General features: G+C 70.7%; 17 protein-coding genes. 10 read left to right on the top strand and 7 right to left on the bottom strand.

All coding sequences use genetic code 11. The features are described 5' to 3' along the window. Nucleotides 1-17 precede the first annotated feature (17 nt). Complete coding sequence (locus ACFC1K_RS07485; RefSeq protein WP_375871080.1) at nucleotides 18-1,436, bottom strand: dihydrolipoyl dehydrogenase family protein; 1,419 nt, start codon at nucleotides 1,434-1,436, stop codon at nucleotides 18-20. 151 nt (nucleotides 1,437-1,587) lie between these two features. Between ACFC1K_RS07485 and ACFC1K_RS07480 the strand changes: the two genes are divergently transcribed. From ACFC1K_RS07480 to ACFC1K_RS07455, 6 genes are all read left to right on the top strand, one after another. Beyond that, complete coding sequence (locus tag ACFC1K_RS07480) at nucleotides 1,588-2,412, top strand: ABC transporter ATP-binding protein (protein WP_375871079.1); 825 nt, start codon at nucleotides 1,588-1,590, stop codon at nucleotides 2,410-2,412. Further along, complete coding sequence (locus ACFC1K_RS07475) at nucleotides 2,409-3,083, top strand: ABC transporter permease (protein WP_375871078.1); 675 nt, start codon at nucleotides 2,409-2,411, stop codon at nucleotides 3,081-3,083. Before ACFC1K_RS07480 ends, ACFC1K_RS07475 begins: the two co-directional genes overlap by 4 nt. Then, nucleotides 3,080-3,808, top strand: a complete 729-nt coding sequence (locus ACFC1K_RS07470) for an ABC transporter permease (RefSeq protein ID WP_375871077.1) — start codon at nucleotides 3,080-3,082, stop codon at nucleotides 3,806-3,808. Before ACFC1K_RS07475 ends, ACFC1K_RS07470 begins: the two co-directional genes overlap by 4 nt. Nucleotides 3,809-3,837: 29 nt before the next feature. Continuing rightward, nucleotides 3,838-4,752 carry a glycine betaine ABC transporter substrate-binding protein gene (locus ACFC1K_RS07465; protein ID WP_375871076.1) on the top strand — a complete coding sequence of 305 codons (915 nt, stop codon included), beginning with the start codon at nucleotides 3,838-3,840 and terminating at the stop codon, nucleotides 4,750-4,752. A gap of 149 nt (nucleotides 4,753-4,901) precedes the next feature. Further along, on the top strand, nucleotides 4,902-6,065 hold the full coding sequence (locus ACFC1K_RS07460; RefSeq protein WP_375871075.1) for a hypothetical protein: 1,164 nt from the start codon (nucleotides 4,902-4,904) through the stop codon (nucleotides 6,063-6,065). A 19-nt stretch (nucleotides 6,066-6,084) separates the two neighbouring features. Continuing rightward, the gene (locus ACFC1K_RS07455) at nucleotides 6,085-6,384 is read left to right on the top strand and encodes a hypothetical protein (protein WP_375871074.1); all 300 of its coding nucleotides are present in this window, start codon (nucleotides 6,085-6,087) and stop codon (nucleotides 6,382-6,384) included. A gap of 11 nt (nucleotides 6,385-6,395) precedes the next feature. Here the strand turns inward: ACFC1K_RS07455 and ACFC1K_RS07450 are convergent, their stop codons facing one another. Both ACFC1K_RS07450 and ACFC1K_RS07445 read right to left on the bottom strand, forming a co-directional pair. Next, a complete protein-coding gene (locus tag ACFC1K_RS07450; RefSeq protein WP_375871073.1) occupies nucleotides 6,396-6,797 on the bottom strand; it encodes a DUF3054 domain-containing protein in 402 nt (133 codons plus the stop codon). Continuing rightward, the gene (locus tag ACFC1K_RS07445) at nucleotides 6,794-7,537 is read right to left on the bottom strand and encodes a sulfurtransferase (protein ID WP_375871072.1); all 744 of its coding nucleotides are present in this window, start codon (nucleotides 7,535-7,537) and stop codon (nucleotides 6,794-6,796) included. Before ACFC1K_RS07445 ends, ACFC1K_RS07450 begins: the two co-directional genes overlap by 4 nt. Nucleotides 7,538-7,680: 143 nt before the next feature. Between ACFC1K_RS07445 and ACFC1K_RS07440 the strand changes: the two genes are divergently transcribed. Next, complete coding sequence (locus ACFC1K_RS07440) at nucleotides 7,681-7,902, top strand: hypothetical protein (protein ID WP_375871071.1); 222 nt, start codon at nucleotides 7,681-7,683, stop codon at nucleotides 7,900-7,902. Nucleotides 7,903-7,915: 13 nt separating this feature from the next. On the opposite strand, the gene ACFC1K_RS07435 is transcribed toward ACFC1K_RS07440, so the two are convergent. Further along, on the bottom strand, nucleotides 7,916-8,851 hold the full coding sequence (locus ACFC1K_RS07435; RefSeq protein WP_375871070.1) for an SDR family oxidoreductase: 936 nt from the start codon (nucleotides 8,849-8,851) through the stop codon (nucleotides 7,916-7,918). Between the two features lie 118 nt (nucleotides 8,852-8,969). Further along, on the bottom strand, nucleotides 8,970-10,385 hold the full coding sequence (locus ACFC1K_RS07430) for an amidase (protein ID WP_375871069.1): 1,416 nt from the start codon (nucleotides 10,383-10,385) through the stop codon (nucleotides 8,970-8,972). A gap of 325 nt (nucleotides 10,386-10,710) precedes the next feature. Between ACFC1K_RS07430 and ACFC1K_RS07425 the strand changes: the two genes are divergently transcribed. Together ACFC1K_RS07425 and ACFC1K_RS07420 are read left to right on the top strand one after the other, a co-directional pair. Further along, the gene (locus ACFC1K_RS07425; RefSeq protein ID WP_310285004.1) at nucleotides 10,711-11,082 is read left to right on the top strand and encodes a hypothetical protein; all 372 of its coding nucleotides are present in this window, start codon (nucleotides 10,711-10,713) and stop codon (nucleotides 11,080-11,082) included. Nucleotides 11,083-11,141: 59 nt separating this feature from the next. After that, the gene (locus tag ACFC1K_RS07420) at nucleotides 11,142-11,750 is read left to right on the top strand and encodes an ArsR family transcriptional regulator (RefSeq protein ID WP_375871068.1); all 609 of its coding nucleotides are present in this window, start codon (nucleotides 11,142-11,144) and stop codon (nucleotides 11,748-11,750) included. 11 nt (nucleotides 11,751-11,761) lie between these two features. Here ACFC1K_RS07420 and fdhD read toward each other — a convergent pair whose 3' ends face one another. After that, the gene (gene fdhD, locus ACFC1K_RS07415) at nucleotides 11,762-12,676 is read right to left on the bottom strand and encodes a formate dehydrogenase accessory sulfurtransferase FdhD (RefSeq protein WP_375871067.1); all 915 of its coding nucleotides are present in this window, start codon (nucleotides 12,674-12,676) and stop codon (nucleotides 11,762-11,764) included. Nucleotide 12,677: 1 nt separating this feature from the next. Then, nucleotides 12,678-13,742 (bottom strand): GTP 3',8-cyclase MoaA, encoded by a 1,065-nt coding sequence (gene moaA, locus ACFC1K_RS07410; RefSeq protein WP_375871165.1) that lies wholly within the window; start codon nucleotides 13,740-13,742, stop codon nucleotides 12,678-12,680. Between the two features lie 260 nt (nucleotides 13,743-14,002). On the opposite strand from moaA, the gene ACFC1K_RS07405 reads away from it, so the two are divergent. Next, the gene (locus tag ACFC1K_RS07405; protein ID WP_375871066.1) at nucleotides 14,003-15,448 is read left to right on the top strand and encodes a cytochrome ubiquinol oxidase subunit I; all 1,446 of its coding nucleotides are present in this window, start codon (nucleotides 14,003-14,005) and stop codon (nucleotides 15,446-15,448) included. Nucleotides 15,449-15,454 lie beyond the last annotated feature (6 nt).

Here is a 15,454-nt window from a genome sequence, read left to right as displayed (position 1 = left end):
GGCGGACCAGGCGCGGCTCAGCGGCCGTACACCTCGAGCCAGCGGAGCCAGACCTCGCTGATCGTCGGATACGACGGCACGGCGTGCCACAGGCGCTCGATCGGCACCTCGCCCACGATCGCGATCGTGGCCGCGTGGAGCATCTCTCCGACGTCCTGGCCGACGAACGTGGCGCCGACGAGCACGCGGCGCTCCTCGTCGACGATCGCCCGAGCTCGTCCCTGGTAGTCGTCGGCGACCTCGCTCGCACCCGCGATCCAGTACAGGTCGTAATCGATGACACGGATGCTGAGACCTGCCTCGCGCGCCGACTTCTCGGTGTGCCCCACCGCGGCGACCTCGGGGTCGGTGAAGACCACCTGCGGCACCGCCGCGTGATCGGCCGTGGCCACGTGCCTCCCCCACGGGGCGTCGTCGACGTCGGCGGCTTTCGCGCGCGCGGCGATGACGTCGCCCGCGGCCCGCCCCTGGTACTTGCCCTGGTGGGTGAGCAGCGCGCGGTGGTTCACGTCGCCGACTGCGTACAGCCAGTCCACGCCGCGCACGCGGAGCGTGTCATCGACGTCGAGCCACGAACCGGGCTCGAGCCCGATCGCCTGGAGCCCGAGATCCTCCGTCCGCGGCACCCTGCCCGTCGCGACCAGCACCTCGGCGGCCCGGACTTCGGACCCGTCCGACAGCGCCAGCACCACGTCGCCGCCGTCGTCACGCGAGACCCGCTCGACCTCGACGCCGGTCTTGACGGTGGTTCCGGCATCCGTCAGCGCCTTCTCGACCGCCTCGCCCGCGAAGGGCTCGACGCCTCGCAGCAGGCCGGAACGGGCGATCACGGTCACGGTGGAGCCGAACGACGCGTACAGGGTCGCCATCTCGGTGCCGACGGTGCCCCCGCCGAGCACCGCCAGCGACGCCGGGACATCGTGCACGCCGGTCGCCTCGCGGCTCGTCCACGGTGCGACGTCGCCCAGCCCCGGGATATCGGGCAGGAGCGCCGCCGACCCGGTGGACACCACGACCGCGTGGCGGGCGACGAGCTCGGTCTCACCACCGTCGGCACCGGTGACGGTGACCTCGCGCTCGCCGGTCAGGCGCCCGTGCCCGCGGACGAGATCGATGCCCGCACCCTGGAGCCACTCGACCTGCGACGTGTCGTCCCAGTTGTGCACCAGCTCGTCGCGTCGCACCAGGGTCCTGGCCACGTCGACGTCTCCGGTCACCGCCTCGGCGGCGCCCTTCACGCGCTGCGCGGCACGCACCGCGGCGCCTGCGCGCAGCATCGCCTTCGAGGGGATGCAGGCCCAGTACGAGCACTCGCCGCCGACGAGCTCGCTCTCGACCACGACGACCGACAGGCCGCCCTGGGTCGCCCTGTCGGCGACGTTCTCGCCGACAGGACCGCCGCCGATGACGATGAGGTCGTACTCCCGAGCAGTCATGCGCCCCACGGTAGCGGCCGCCGGTGACAGCGGCGAAGCCATTGCCTGCGGCGCCTGCAGGCGGAAGGATGGCCCAGGTTACGGCCTCTGTCCAGCGCCGCCGTCATGTCCGAAGGCTGTGGTTATCTGGGAACCCGGCCGAAAGGGCAGCATGGCGATCGAATTCCGTGGGGTCTCGAAGCGGTACCCCGATGGCACGGCCGCGGTCGAGGACTTCAGTGTGCTCATCCCCGCACACAAGACCACGGTGCTCGTCGGTTCGTCCGGCAGCGGCAAGACCACGTTGCTGCGCATGATCAACCGGCTCGTCGACCCCACCGGCGGGGTCATCACGATCGACGACGAGCCGATCTCGGAACGCGACCCCGTCACGCTGCGCCGGGGCATCGGCTACGTGCTGCAGAACGCCGGCCTCCTCCCCCACTTCTCGGTCGTCGACAACATCGCGACGGTGCCGGTGCTGAACGGCGTCCCGAAGGCGAAGGCGCGCGAGCGGGCCCTGGAGCTCATGGATGTCGTCGGCCTCGAGCGCGGTCTGGCCAAGCGGTATCCGAGCCAGCTCTCGGGCGGCCAGCAGCAGCGCGTCGGCGTCGCCCGCGCCCTCGCCGTCGACCCGAACATCCTCTTGATGGACGAGCCCTTCGGCGCCGTCGACCCCATCGTGCGTCGCGAACTGCAGACCGAGACGCTCCGCCTGCAGAAGGAGCTCGACAAGACGATCGTCTTCGTCACCCACGACATCGACGAGGCGTTCCTGCTCGGCGACCAGGTGGTGATCCTCGAGAAGGGCGCGCGCATCGCGCAGATCGGCAGCCCCAGCGAGATCATCGAGAACCCGGCGAGCGACTTCGTCGCCGACTTCATCGGCGTCGAGCGCGGCACGCGGGCGCTGCGCGCCAAGCGCACCGCGCGCGGCACGGTGCTCGTCGACGACGCCGGCCGCACGCAGGGCGTTCTCGTGGAGGACGAGCGGTGAGCTGGGTCGCCGACAACGTCGACCTGATCTGGGCGCTGACACTCGATCATCTGCGGCAGAGCGCCATCGCGATCATCGCGGGCTTCGTCCTGTCGGTGCCGCTCGGGTGGCTGGCCTTCCGGTACACACGGCTTCGAGGCACCATCCTCACCATCGTCGGACTGCTGTTCACGATCCCGTCGTTCGCGCTCTTCGCCCTGCTCACCACCCTGTTCGGAATCCCCTACCAGTCCGAGCTGAATCTCATCGTCGCGCTCACGATCTACGCCGTGGCGATCTTGACCCGATCCGTCACGGACGGACTCGCCTCGGTCGACACCGGCACGAGGTCCGCCGCAATCGCGGTCGGCTTCGGCGCCTGGCGACGTTTCTGGACGGTGGACTTCCCCCTCGCCGGTCCCGTGGTGCTCGCGGGGCTGCGCGTGACCGCGATGTCCACGATCTCTCTGGCGACCGTCGGAGCGCTGATCGGCGTGCAGAACCTGGGCTACCTGTTCACGAACGGGTCGCAGCGCCGCATCCTCGCCGAGGTGTTCGCAGGCGTCGTCGCCGTCGTCGTGATCGCGGTCGTCATCGACCTGCTGCTCATGCTGGCGGGGCGCGCGCTCATGCCGTGGACGCGGCGGATCGCCCCGCCGCGCCGCGCCAGGCTCCGGGCGGTGACCGCATGAACCTGCTCGCGGACGCGTTCGCCTGGATCTTCTCCCCCGCACGGCTGACGGGCTCCCTGCCGCTGCCGACCGCCATCGCCCAGCACCTCGCCTACACGTTCGGCTCGGTTGCGATCGCGGCCGTGATCGCCGTCCCCATCGGCTGGCTGATCGGTCACACGGGCAAGGGCCGCGAGATAGCGGTGTTCCTCTCGGGGGCCGCCCGCGCGCTGCCCGCCCTCGGGCTCGTCGTACTCCTGTATCTGCTGTTCGGGGTCACGCTCAAGACCGAGGCCGCCGTCGCCGCGTTCGTGGTGCTCGCCATCCCGTCGATCCTCGCCGGAGCGTATGCCGGCATCGAGGCGATCGACCGCGCTGTGATCGACGCCGGCCGCGCGATGGGAATGACCCAGTGGCAGATCCTGTTCCGGATCGAAGTGCCTCTCGGACTCTCTCTCCTCATCGGCGGTTTCCGCTCCGCGACGCTGCAGGTGGTCGCCACGGTGACCATCGGGGCGTATATCGGGGTGGGCGGCCTCGGGTTCTACATCCTCCAGGGAATCGCGCTGCGCGACTTCGCAGAGATCCTGGGGGCCTCGATCATCGTCGTAGCCCTCGCACTCGTGCTCGACGGACTCTTCGCGCTGCTCGCCCGCTTCGCCGTGCCACGCACCGACCGCCTGCGCCGTCGGCCGTCACGAGCCACCGGCACCGAAACGGTTCGCTCACTGCAGGTCTCCCACTGATCCCCCACCACCACACCGGAGGTACGACAATGTCCACAGCACGAACCCGCCTCGCGGCCGTCCTTGCCGGAACCGCCGTCGCGGCACTCGCCCTCGCGGGCTGCGCCTCGAGCGACCCGCTCGGCGGCGACAGCACCGACAGCGGCTCCACGCCCGACTCATCGACGATCGTCATCGGCTCGCAGGCGTACTACTCGAACGAGATCATCGCCGAGATCTACGCGCAGGCGCTGGAGGGCGCCGGCTTCACGGTTGAGCGCAACTTCAACATCGGCCAGCGCGACACGTACATCCCCTCGCTCGAAGACGGATCCATCGACCTGTTCCCGGAGTACACCGGCAATCTGCTGCAGTTCTTCGATCCTCAGACGACGGCCACGACATCGGATGACGTGTACGCGGCCCTCAAGGATGCGCTGCCCGACGGCCTGACCGTGCTCGACCAGTCACCGGCCACGGATCAGGACTCGTACAACGTCACCGCCGCGTTTGCCGAGGAGCACAGCCTCACCTCGATCGCCGACCTCGCCGGCATCGAGGGTCTCGTGCTGGGTGGGGCGCCCGAGCTCGAGGAGCGGCCGTACGGTCCGAAGGGTCTCAAGGACCTGTACGACGTCGACGTGACCTTCAACGCCACCGCGGACACCACCGTCGATGAGCTGGTCGCCGGCAACATCCAGGTGGCGAACGTCTACAGCGCCGACCCCCGCATCAAGACCGACGATCTGGTGACGCTCGAGGACCCGAAGGGCCTCTTCCTGGCGTCGAACGTCGTCCCCGTGGTCAACGCCGACATCGCCGACGAGATCGCCGACGTGATCAATGCGGTGAGCGCCGCGCTGACACCCGAGGGCCTCGTCGCACTGAATGTCGAATCAACGGTCGACCAGCGCTCGTCCGAAGACATCGCCAAGGATTGGCTCGCCGCGAACGGCCTGAGCTGACTCCGCGAAGCCACCGACAGCGCCTCCTGCGCCGCCCGTCCAGGGCCGCGCAGGGGGCGCTGTCGTCATGTCGGCGCGCCCGAGTCGCCCGACCGCGCGCACGCACCTTCGCTAGGTTGGGCACCCAGGAGACCGCGAACAGGAGCCGCATGCCCGATCCCCTGCCTGCGGGCGACCCCGCCGACGCGGCGACTCCGGACGGCGCGCCCACCCCGCGGCGCTATCGCACACCCGACCTCGACGCCCCGCAGTACGCGATCCCGGCGTACGCGGCGCCGGAACCCGGCGACGCCGCACCCGGCTCCCCGACGGCAGCGCCCGAAGGCGCGTACCCGGTGCCCGGAGGTCGCGACAGCCGGCCCAAGGCGCTCGCCATCGTCGCGCTGGTCCTCGCCGGTGCCGGTGTGCTCCTGCTCTTCGTCCGTGTCGGGCTCGGATCGGGCGCCGGTTTGCTCGCTCCCCTGCTGCTGCTCGCGGCGTTCGTGCTGTCGCTGGTGGCTCTCCTCAGCCGGAATCAGGGAGGCAAGGGCTTCGGCGCGGGCGCGCTGGTGACCTCGGTCCTCGGGGGCCTGGTGTCCGTCGTGGTCGTGGTCTCGGTGCTCGGGCCGTGCGGCACCTCCTCCGGCGATGACGTCGTCCCGAACGCAGGCGACGGTTACGACGATGACGCCATCCCCGGCGTCGCCGCGCCGGGCACGGACGGCCAGCCCGACCCCGGCGCGCAGTTCCCGACGCCCCAGCGGCCGACGGTGACGGAGACCGCCTTCGGGCACGACTTCGGCGACATCTGGTGGTACGTCGTCGTGGTCGACAACCCGAACGCCGACTATGTGTTCGACGCCTTCCTCGACGCACAGGCGTACGCCGAGGACGGCACCGTCATCGGTTCCTCGACCGCCATCGCGACCCTGTTGTCGGGCCAGACCGCGGTCGTCGGCTCCTTCACCATCGAGGGCGAAGAGCTGATCGACACCATCGAAGTGACCGCACCCGAGGCCTCGCAGGCGACGCTCTCGCCGGCGGACGAGACCGGCTCGTTCACCGTCGACGGGCTCGCGGGCACGCCCGATCCCGGCGGCACGTCGACGCGCACCCCGCCGGGCACGGCGACCGGCACGGTGAGCGGGCGCTTCGCCGACGACCAGCGCTACGTCGCCGTCACCGTGGTCGCGCGGGCGATCGACGGCCGCATCGTGCGCGCCGCCACGGCGTATGTCGACGAGGTGCCCGGCGATGGGACTCCGGTGCCCTTCGAGGCGTGGTTCGCCGAGTTCCCTGCCGACGTGACCCTCCAGGCCTCCGCTCACCGCTGAGGCGACGTACGCTGTCGGCATGACCGTGGGCGACGCGATGGTGTGGGGATTCGTCGCCGCGGTCGTCGCGCTGCCGGTGTACTTCCTGTGGTTCGCGTTCGACACGCACCGTCGTCGCCGGCGCGGAGAGACGCCGTCGCACTCGTCGGGCGGACTGCTCGGAGTCGAGGAGTTCTTCTACCCGACGGCCGAGAACGCCCGCGCGGTGTGGGAGGCGGAGCAGATCACGCCGGCACCCGCCCCGCTTTCCGGCGACGGCCCCGGCGTGATCGAGGGGAACCGGATCGTGATCGAGACCGGCCTGCGCAAGACCGCCTGAGCCCGCCCGATTCAGCGCCGGCGCGCGCGACGCACGATCGCGACGATGACCCGCCAGCCCACGAGTGCAACCAGCAGCGTGAGCGATGCCACGATGATGAACGCGAGCGCGGTGCCCTGACCCGACACCCAGCGCAGCAGCATCCCACCGCCGACGGTGATCGCCCAGACGCCCAGGCCGGTGCGCACCGGCGCCGCCGGTGCGCACCACGCTCGCGTGACGAGCCAGCCGATGCCGAGGCCCGCCAGGAACGGCCAAGCGGTCTGCCAGAGGCCGGCCCAGACGTCGGAGTCGTGGCTCGCGCGACCGATGGCGGCGAACGCGAGAACGAGGACCACATCGACCCCGAGCGCACCCAGGACCGCGGCGCGGCCGACGGGACGAGCTGCGGCCGCCGGTTCCTGCGCGGTCATGCGATTGCTCCCGGCCGCGGGGCGAGGCCCGGCGTCAGAGCCTCCCGCTCATCGAACACGAAGCAGTCGCCGCTCCAGTGGTCGCCGCCCACGTGCTCGAAGTAGCCCAGGATGCCGCCGTCCAGCTGGTAGGCCTCGACGCCGGCCTCGCGCAGGTAGATCGCCGCCTTCTCGCACCGGATGCCGCCGGTGCAGTAACTCACGACGGTCTTGCCTTCGAGGTCGGCCGCGGCGGCGGCCGCGGCATCCGGGAACTGCGTGAACCGCTCGATGCGCCAGTCGAGAGCGCCGTCGAAGGCGCCGTAGTCGACCTCGAAGGCGTTGCGGGTGTCGAGCAGCACGACCTCGCGACCGTCATCGTCGTGACCGCTGTCGAGCCAGCGGCGCAGCGTGGTGGGAGCGACGGCGGGCGCGCGATTGCCCTCGGGGCGAATGGTGGGGTGGTCCATGCGGATGATCTCGCGCTTGACCTTGACGAGCATCTTGCCGAACGGCTGCGCGTCCGACCAGCTCTCCTTCGTCGCGAGTGCGGCGAAGCGCGGATCCGCCCGCAGCGCCGCGACGAAGCCGCGCACCCCCTCGGCGTCACCCGCGAGGAAGAGGTTGATCCCCTCCTCGGCGAGCAGGATCGTCCCCTTCAATCCGGCACCGACCGCGCGCTCACGCAGCAGCGGGCGCAACTCGCCGGTGTTGTCGATGCGCGTGAAGAGGTACGCCGAGATGTTGAGAATGGATGCCACCCCTCCAGCCTAAGGAGCGGTCCGGGGCACGACTAATCCCTGTGTGCGCGTAGGTCAAGGGCCTCGCCGCGTCGTCGCCCGCGCCGCAGGCTGAAAGTGATGCAGGGCACGACGCGCGGCCCTCGTTCCTCCCAGGAGACGTCATGACCGACCCCACAGTCCCCGAGCCCATGCCGGACCAGACCCCGCCGGGCGAGATGCCTCCCGGGCCGGGCTCTCCCGGACCGGGAAGCCCTGACCCGGGCCCCGGCCCCAGCATCCCGTCGCCGCCGGACGAGCCGATGGCGCCCTGGCCCGATGAGCCGCTGGCGCCTCACCCGGAGGAGCCGCCGTTCCCGCAGACGCCCGAGACGCCCGGACCGTAGCCGACGCTCCGGGTCAGGCGCGCACGGCGTCGCTGCGGTCCTGCAGCAGCTGTTCGGCCACCGCCCACATCCGCGCACCGTCGAGGGGGTCGGCGAGACGTCGGTACGGGCGCACAGGGCCGGCGGCCCCACCGAAGTGCAGCTCACCTGTGGGGCCGAAGAAGCCCGGGGGCGCCTCATCTGTGACCGCAGCGAGCAGCGCCGGCTGCGCGGCCCGCGCGGGCGTATTGCCGAGGCCGTCGGCGAGTCGGCGTCCGAGGCCGCCGCGATCGCGGGCGCGCATGGCCGGCGCGATCCCGGTGTCGGGCACCACGCCGGGATGACTGAGGTGCACCGTGACGCCACCGTCTCCCGTCGCCACGCGACGGGCGAGTTCGTAGCCGAACAGTCCCAACGCCACCTTCGACGCCCCGTAGGCGCGCAGCGGGGAGTAGCGGCGCTCGCTCTGCAGATCGTCCCAGGCGGGCCGCCCGAAGCGGGCGGCCAGGCTCAGCTGCACGACGACGCGCGCTCCCCGCGCCTGCAGCAGCGGCAGCAGCGCCGTCGTGAGCGCGAAGTGCCCCAGGAAGTTCGTCTGGAAGTGCAGCTCGAACCCATCGGTGCTCACGTGGCGGTCGCGGTCGCCGAGCAGCACGATGCCGGCGTTGAGCACGACCAGATCGAGGGGCGTGCGATCGGCCAGGACCGCCGTGGCGAGCGCGCGCACCGAGTCGAGGCGCGCGAGGTCGAGGTCGACCAGGTCGGCACGGGCGTCGGGCGCGCTCTCCCGGATGCGTTCGACCGCCCGCTCTCCCTTGACGCGATTGCGCACCGGCAGCACGAGATCGGCGCCGGCCGCCGCAAGGCCACGCGCGATCTCGACGCCGACGCCGTCGCTCGCGCCCGTGACCAGCGCGGTGCGCCCCCGCAGATCGGGCAGCGCGACCGGCGACGCCTGCGTGCGAGACATGGGTCCTCCGTTCGGCTCCGTCTCGGAAGAGGAGGGACGGATGCCGCTGATACCGCCCGCACCCCCGGCGGGCCTGCCTCAGCCTGGCGCAGCGGCGCCTCCGTGCGCCAGAGGTGCCTCAGACCAGCGAAGGAACCGGGGGAAGAGCCGGTACTCCGGCCTCGACCGCGCGTCCCGCCTCGAACAGCACGTCCTCGCCGAACGCGGGGCCGATGAGCTGCACACCGGTGGGCATTCCGTCGGCGCCGAGACCAGTGGGCAGGGCCAGCGCCGGCAGTCCGAGGAAGTTGACGACCACCGTCAGCCACAGATCGCGCCATGCGCGGTCCGCGGCCTCCTGACCGCCCAGATCGTAGTCGGGCTCGCGCATCCGCGAGGTCGACACAGGTCCCAGGATCACGGGGACCTCGACCTGCAGCCGTCGCCACTCCGCCGCGATCGCGGCTCGCCGTGCCCACGCCTCCCCGTACTCGCGCGCCGACTCGTACGGGCGCGCCGCCGCCGTGCTGTCGCGCAGGAATGCCGTGGCGGAGCGCCCCAGCGGCAGGCCGAGGGCCGCGGGGTCGAGCGAGATGAGCATGTCGGTGCACGACAGCCGCCGCCACAGCACGGCCGCCTCCTCGAGCAGCGGAACGCCGACGTCGACGACTTCCCAGCCTTCCCGCGCGAGGGATGCCGCGGCCCGGTCGATTCCGACCGCCACATCCGGATCCACCTCGAGGCCCGCAGGATCGCGCACGACGCCGACGCGGCGCGGCACCGTGTCGGGGTGCACCGCGGGAGCGGCGAGCGACACCGGGTCGTCGGCATCCCATCCCTGCATCACACCGAGTGCGCGCGCGACGTCGTCGACGCGCCGCGCCATGGGGCCGTTCACGGAGAATTGCTGAAGCGTGAGCGCCACCGGCTGCTCACGCACGGCCGCACGTGGCACACGCCCTTGCGAGGGGCGGAGTCCGACCACGCCTGCCGCGTACGCGGGGAGGCGGACCGAGCCGCCGAAGTCGTTGCCGAGGCCGATGGCGCTCATCCCGGTCGCCACGGCGACGGCGTCGCCTCCGCTGGATCCGCCGGCACTTCGTGCGCGGTTCCACGGGTTCACGGTGCGGCCGAACACGTCGTTGTCGGTGTCCCACCGCATCCCGAAGTCGGACATGTTTCCCCGGGCGACGGGCACCGCCCCGGCATCCCGCAACCGCCGCACGACGGTGGCGTCTCGGGCCGGCACGGCGTCGGTCAGCCCTCGCCAGCCGTTCGTCGTCGCCGACCAGGTGAGGTCGATGTTCTCCTTCACCGAGATCGGCACGCCCGCGAGAGGCCCAGGGTCGCGACCCGCCTTGACTGCGGCGTCCACGTCAGCGGCAGCGGCCCGCGCACGGTCTGCCAAGACCACGGTGAGCGCGTTGAGTGCCGGATCGATCCGCGCGATGCGGGCCAGATGCTCCTCCACGACCTCCTGCGCGGTCACCTCCCCCTGCCGCACGGCAGCGGCGATCGCGGTGGCGGAATCGAGGGGAGGCGGCGGCTGGCTCATGTCGGTCCCATCCCACCACGAGTGTGCGAACGCCGGCGATCGGCACGGCCGGATAGCACTCAGGAGACGCACAGGCAATCCCCCTTGCGAACACCGGCGGCGGGCGTAGCTTCTCCCTCAGACCCCGCGACCGCGCGCCCAGAAGCTCCACCCCCTGACGGACGGCGATCGTGGATGGTGAGCGCGGAGATCGCTCCCCCAGTGGCGGTTCTCCCTGGCGCCCCGACGCTGTCCGCCCGTCCCCGCCGGCGGACAGCGCCATGTCCGGGCGAAATCGTGCGAATCATGCGATGCCCCGCCACCGCGCGCCACTAGAGTCATGCCCATGGCATCAGGCAAGCAGCAGCAGAAGCCCGAACCCGAGCTCCACGGCGGCGTCCTCTCGGGCGGCGGAAGCTCCACCCTCTGGGGCTGGCTCATCGGACTCATCGTCTTCGTGTTCGTGGCGGTTCCCATCTCGATCGCGGTCCGCTTCGCGACGCACCCGGCGACGCAGTCGCTGTTCGGCGGACGCCTCGAGGACGCGACCAGCGGCGCCTACTCCGCGTTCTGGTGGATCGTCGCGCTGTTCCTCTTCGCCATCCCCGTGCTGGTCGGCTGGGGCGTCGCGAAGCTTTCCGGCCGCACGCTCGCGATCATCGTCGGCATCGTCGCGGTGTTCTTCATCGCGATCCTCATCTTCGGCCAGCTGTTCTGATCCGACACGGGTGAACCTGCGGGCACCCGGTCGTCGTGGCGCCCCGCGATAATGGGACCATGACGACCGGGTACAGCGCGATCTCGAGCTACTCCCGCGTCGAGATCATGCACCTGCTGCAGGAGCGCCCGCAGCGGGCGATCTCCGAGCTCGTCGAGGCGACAGGTCTGCACGCCAACACCGTGCGCGAGCACGTGCAGCGCCTCATCGACGCCGGGTACGTGATCGCCGAGACCGAGCACCGCACCACGCGCGGACGCCCGCGCATGCTCTACTCCGCGGCCACCGGCGCCGACGAGGCCTCGAGCCCTGTCGCCGTCCGCCGGGCGGAGGAGGCGGCTCGTCGCGGAGACCTGCTGCGTCGCGTGTACGGATCCGACACGGATGCCGCACTAGGCGCAGACGCGCTGCACCAGCTCGACGCGCTCGTGGAGGACCTCGGCGACGCCGGCTTCGACCCTCTCGTCGACGAACGCGACCTCACGGTCGATCTGACGCCGTGCCCGCACGTGCCCGCCGTCGAGCACCGCGGCGTGCTGTGCAGCGTGCACATCGCACTCATGGACAGCGTGCTCGCGCAGGCCGGCGGCCCGCTGCGCGTCGAGGGCATCGCACCGTCGTGCGACCCGACGCAGTGCGTCGTGCAGCTCGCCGCTTCGCGCGGCTGATCCCGGCGCGGTCAGCGCACCGCAGCGGTGACCCGCACCCGGTCGGGCCGGGCGTAGACGTTCATCGACGACCCGCGCACGAACCCGACGAGGGTGAGCCCCGAGGCCGCGGCCAGCTCGACGGCCAGTGACGACGGTGCCGACACGGCGGACAGGATCGGGATGCCGGCCATGACCGCCTTCTGCACGAGCTCGAAGCTGGCGCGGCCCGACACCTGCAGCACGGTTCCACTCAACGGCAGGCGATCCTCCAGCACTGCCCAGCCGATGACCTTGTCGACGGCGTTGTGCCGGCCGACGTCTTCCCGCAGCACGAGCAGCTCGCCGGACGCGGCGTCGAACAGCGCCGCCGCGTGAAGGCCTCCGGTCTTGTCGAACACCGTCTGTCCGGCGCGCAGCGCGTCGGGAAGACCGGCGAGCATGGTCGCGTCGACGGCTGCGGCATCCGTCCCGACGTCGTAGCGCGACTGCTTCTCGATGGCCTCGATGGACGCCGTGCCGCAGACACCGCACGAACTCGTCGTGTAGAAGTTGCGGGCGATGTCGGTGACGAGCGGTGCGAGCTCAGGCGCGAGCGCGATGTCGAGGACGTTGTAGGTGTTCTCGTTCGAGGTCGTCGGCTCCGTGGGTCCGATGCCGATCGTGAGCAGCGGGGTGGACGGCACAGCCCCGGTGCCCGGCCCGCCGCAGTGGATCGCCGAATGCAGGTCTGCGGCGGCCGAGATCACGCCCTCCGAGACCAGGAATCCGGCGGCGAGGTCGAGGTCGTTGCCGGGGGTGCGCATCGTGACGGTGAGCGGCTCGCCGGCGATGCGGATCTCGAGCGGCTCCTCCACGACGAGCGTGTCGGCGCGGCGGCGCACCGCCACGTCTCCGTCGTTCAGCGCGATGCGGGTGACGGGCGTGCGGGTCGTGATGCGGCCCATGTCAGCCGCCGATCGCGTTCATACCCCGGGCGGGCTGCAGGAACGACGGGTCGTTGATCGCATGCCCCGGCAGCTTGCCGTGCACGCAGGACCGCAGCATCCCGTCCACTTCGCCGTCATCGCCGCCGCCGCGGAGGATCGGCAGCAGGTCGTACTCCGTGGTCGAGAACAGGCAGTTGCGCAACTGCCCGTCCGCGGTGAGCCGCAACCGGTCGCAGTCGCCGCAGAACGGCGCCGTCACCGACGCGATCACGCCCACGGTGTGCGGCCCGCCGTCCAGGGTCCACCGCGCCGCGGGCGCCCCACCCCGACCCGGCACCGGCGTCAACGTCCACCGCGCCGACAGGGCGGTGAGGATCTCGTCCTGCGTCACCATCCGCGACCGATCCCACGTATGCCCGGCATCCAACGGCATCTGCTCGATGAACCGCATCTGCGCATCATGCGCGGTCGCGAACTCGACGAGGTCGACGAGCTCGTCGTCGTTGACGTCGCGCATCGCCACCGCGTTCAGCTTCAACGGACGCAGACCGGATGCTCCGGCCGCCGCGATCCCGTCCCGCACATCGTCCAGCCGGTCCCGGCGGGTGAGGGCGTGGAACCGGTCACGGCGCAGCGTGTCGATCGAGATGTTGAGCCGGGTCAGCCCGGCCTCCACCAGCGCGGGCAGCAGCTCGGGCAGCCGGATGCCGTTCGTGGTCATCGCGATCTCGACGGGCCGGCCGTCCGGTCCGGTGATCGCCGACAGCCGCCGCACCACCTCGACGATGTCGGTGCGCAGCAGCGGTTCCCCACCGGTGAGCCGGAACGTCGTGATGCCGTCGGCCGCGGCCACCCGCGCGATGCGGACGATCTCGTCCAGCGTCAGGATGCTCGTCTTCGCGAGCCACTCGTTGCCCTGCTCCGGCATGCAGTACGTGCACCGCAGCGAACACCGATCCGTCAACGAGATCCGCAGATCGCGATGCACACGCCCGTGCGTGTCGACCAGTGCTGCACCGATCGCAGCCGCCGGCGCTGTCCCCTCGAACGCGCCGAGGTCCGCGGATGCCGCGGGAAGAGGCATCCGTCGCCCGATCGTCACCGGGATCGCACTCACGCGTCCGGCTCCGATCGCTGTGCCCGGCTCGCCATGATTCCGAGGGTAGTCGCGCGACGGGCGACGGGCGCCGGTGCAACCGCTTTATTCACGGCGAGGAGACTCGCCCCCTGCGCGGATTCCTGGGAATCTGGGACCATCGGGCGCCCCTGGGGATTCGTCGCCCGTGTGGTCTGACCACATGCTACGGTGATCAGACCCAGTCCGGAACGATCGGAGAACGCATCGTGGATCTGCTGGACCCTCTGCTGCTGGCGCGCTGGCAGTTCGGCCTCACGACGCTGTACCACTTCCTCTTCGTCCCCCTCACGCTCGGCATGGCGCTGACGGTCGCGATCTTCCAGACCGCGTGGTTCCGCACCGGCAACGTGAAGTGGCTGCACCTGACGAGGTTCTTCGGGAAGATCTTCCTGATCAACTTCGCCATGGGCGTCGTCACGGGCATCGTGCAGGAGTTCCAGTTCGGCATGAACTGGTCGTCCTACTCGCGGTTCGTCGGCGACGTGTTCGGCGCCCCGCTCGCCTTCGAGGGCCTGATGGCGTTCTTCTTCGAGGCGACCTTCATCGGACTGTGGATCTTCGGGTGGGACAAACTGCCCAAGGCGCTGCACCTCGCGAGCATCTGGATCGCGACGATCGGCGCGTGGTTCTCGGCGTACTTCATCCTCGCCGCGAACGCGTTCATGCAGAACCCGGTCGGCTTCAAGATGGCCGAGGACGGCTCACGCGCCGAGATGACGGACTTCTGGGCCGTGCTGACGAACCCCGTGGCGCTGGCCGCACTCCCCCACACCCTGTTCGCGGCGTTCATGATGACCGCGGGCGTGATCGTCTCGATCTCGGCCTGGCACCTGCTGCGCAAGCAGAACGTCGAGATGATGCGCTCGTCGCTCAAATTCGGCCTCTGGGGCCTCATCGCGGCCTTCGCCGGCGTCGCGATCTCGGGCGACCAGCTCAGTCTTGTGATGGTGGCGACGCAGCCGATGAAGATGGCAGCTGCCGAGGCGATGTTCGACAGCGCCTGCGGGGCCGATGCCTCGTTCTCGATCTTCACGCTCGGCACGCCCGACGGCACGAGCGAGCTCTTCTCGATCCGCGTTCCGTACCTGCTGGCGCTGCTGTCGACGCACTCGCTCGACGGCTGCGTCGAGGGCATCAACGACCTGAACAATCTCTACACGACCGAGCTGTTCCCGCAGTTCGCCGACCAGGTCGACGGCAACTTCGCGCCGATCCTGTGGGTCACGTACTGGGCGTTCCGCTGGATGATCGGCCTCGGCGGCGTCGCGGCGCTCGTCGCGGTCGTGGGCCTCTGGCTCACCCGCAAGAAGGCCAAGCGCGAGGTCCCCGCGTGGGCCTGGAGACTGGCGATCTGGGCGTGGCCCGCCTCCCTCCTCGCGATCCTCGTGGGATGGGTGTTCACCGAGATGGGCCGCCAGCCCTGGATCGTGTTCAGCCTCATGCTCACCGAGGACGGCGTCTCGCCCTCGGTGCCCGGATGGACCGTGCTCATCTCGCTGACGGCGTTCACCCTCATCTATGCGGCGCTGGCGGTGGTCGAGTTCGGCCTCATCCTGAAGACGACCAAGAAGGGCCCCGAGCCCCTTCCCGAGCCGGGAGCGCCCGATGCGCGCGACCTGGCGGTCGAAGACACCCCGACGACGGTCTACTAAGAGCTT

Origin of the sequence: Microbacterium sp. NPDC056057 (genome assembly GCF_042266945.1) — a bacterium.
Classification (GTDB): Bacteria; Actinomycetota; Actinomycetes; order Actinomycetales; family Microbacteriaceae; genus Microbacterium; species Microbacterium trichothecenolyticum_C.
The sequence above is the reverse complement of the archived record's forward strand: the minus strand, read 5'-3'. Positions and strand labels throughout refer to the sequence as shown.

Bases quoted from the DNA above. Each gene is read 5' to 3' on its own strand.
- ACFC1K_RS07485 (WP_375871080.1), bottom strand. From the start codon at position 1,436: ATGACTGCTCGGGAGTACGACCTCATCGTCATCGGCGGCGGTCCTGTC.
- ACFC1K_RS07435 (WP_375871070.1), bottom strand. From the start codon at position 8,851: ATGTCTCGCACGCAGGCGTCGCCGGTCGCGCTGCCCGATCTGCGGGGG.
- ACFC1K_RS07470 (WP_375871077.1), top strand. From the start codon at position 3,080: ATGAACCTGCTCGCGGACGCGTTCGCCTGGATCTTCTCCCCCGCACGG.
- moaA (WP_375871165.1), bottom strand. From the start codon at position 13,742: ATGCCTCTTCCCGCGGCATCCGCGGACCTCGGCGCGTTCGAGGGGACA.
- ACFC1K_RS07455 (WP_375871074.1), top strand. From the start codon at position 6,085: ATGACCGTGGGCGACGCGATGGTGTGGGGATTCGTCGCCGCGGTCGTC.
- ACFC1K_RS07450 (WP_375871073.1), bottom strand. From the start codon at position 6,797: ATGACCGCGCAGGAACCGGCGGCCGCAGCTCGTCCCGTCGGCCGCGCC.
- ACFC1K_RS07460 (WP_375871075.1), top strand. From the start codon at position 4,902: ATGCCCGATCCCCTGCCTGCGGGCGACCCCGCCGACGCGGCGACTCCG.
- ACFC1K_RS07465 (WP_375871076.1), top strand. From the start codon at position 3,838: ATGTCCACAGCACGAACCCGCCTCGCGGCCGTCCTTGCCGGAACCGCC.
- ACFC1K_RS07480 (WP_375871079.1), top strand. From the start codon at position 1,588: ATGGCGATCGAATTCCGTGGGGTCTCGAAGCGGTACCCCGATGGCACG.
- fdhD (WP_375871067.1), bottom strand. From the start codon at position 12,676: ATGGGCCGCATCACGACCCGCACGCCCGTCACCCGCATCGCGCTGAAC.
- ACFC1K_RS07425 (WP_310285004.1), top strand. From the start codon at position 10,711: ATGGCATCAGGCAAGCAGCAGCAGAAGCCCGAACCCGAGCTCCACGGC.
- ACFC1K_RS07440 (WP_375871071.1), top strand. From the start codon at position 7,681: ATGACCGACCCCACAGTCCCCGAGCCCATGCCGGACCAGACCCCGCCG.
- ACFC1K_RS07430 (WP_375871069.1), bottom strand. From the start codon at position 10,385: ATGAGCCAGCCGCCGCCTCCCCTCGATTCCGCCACCGCGATCGCCGCT.
- ACFC1K_RS07420 (WP_375871068.1), top strand. From the start codon at position 11,142: ATGACGACCGGGTACAGCGCGATCTCGAGCTACTCCCGCGTCGAGATC.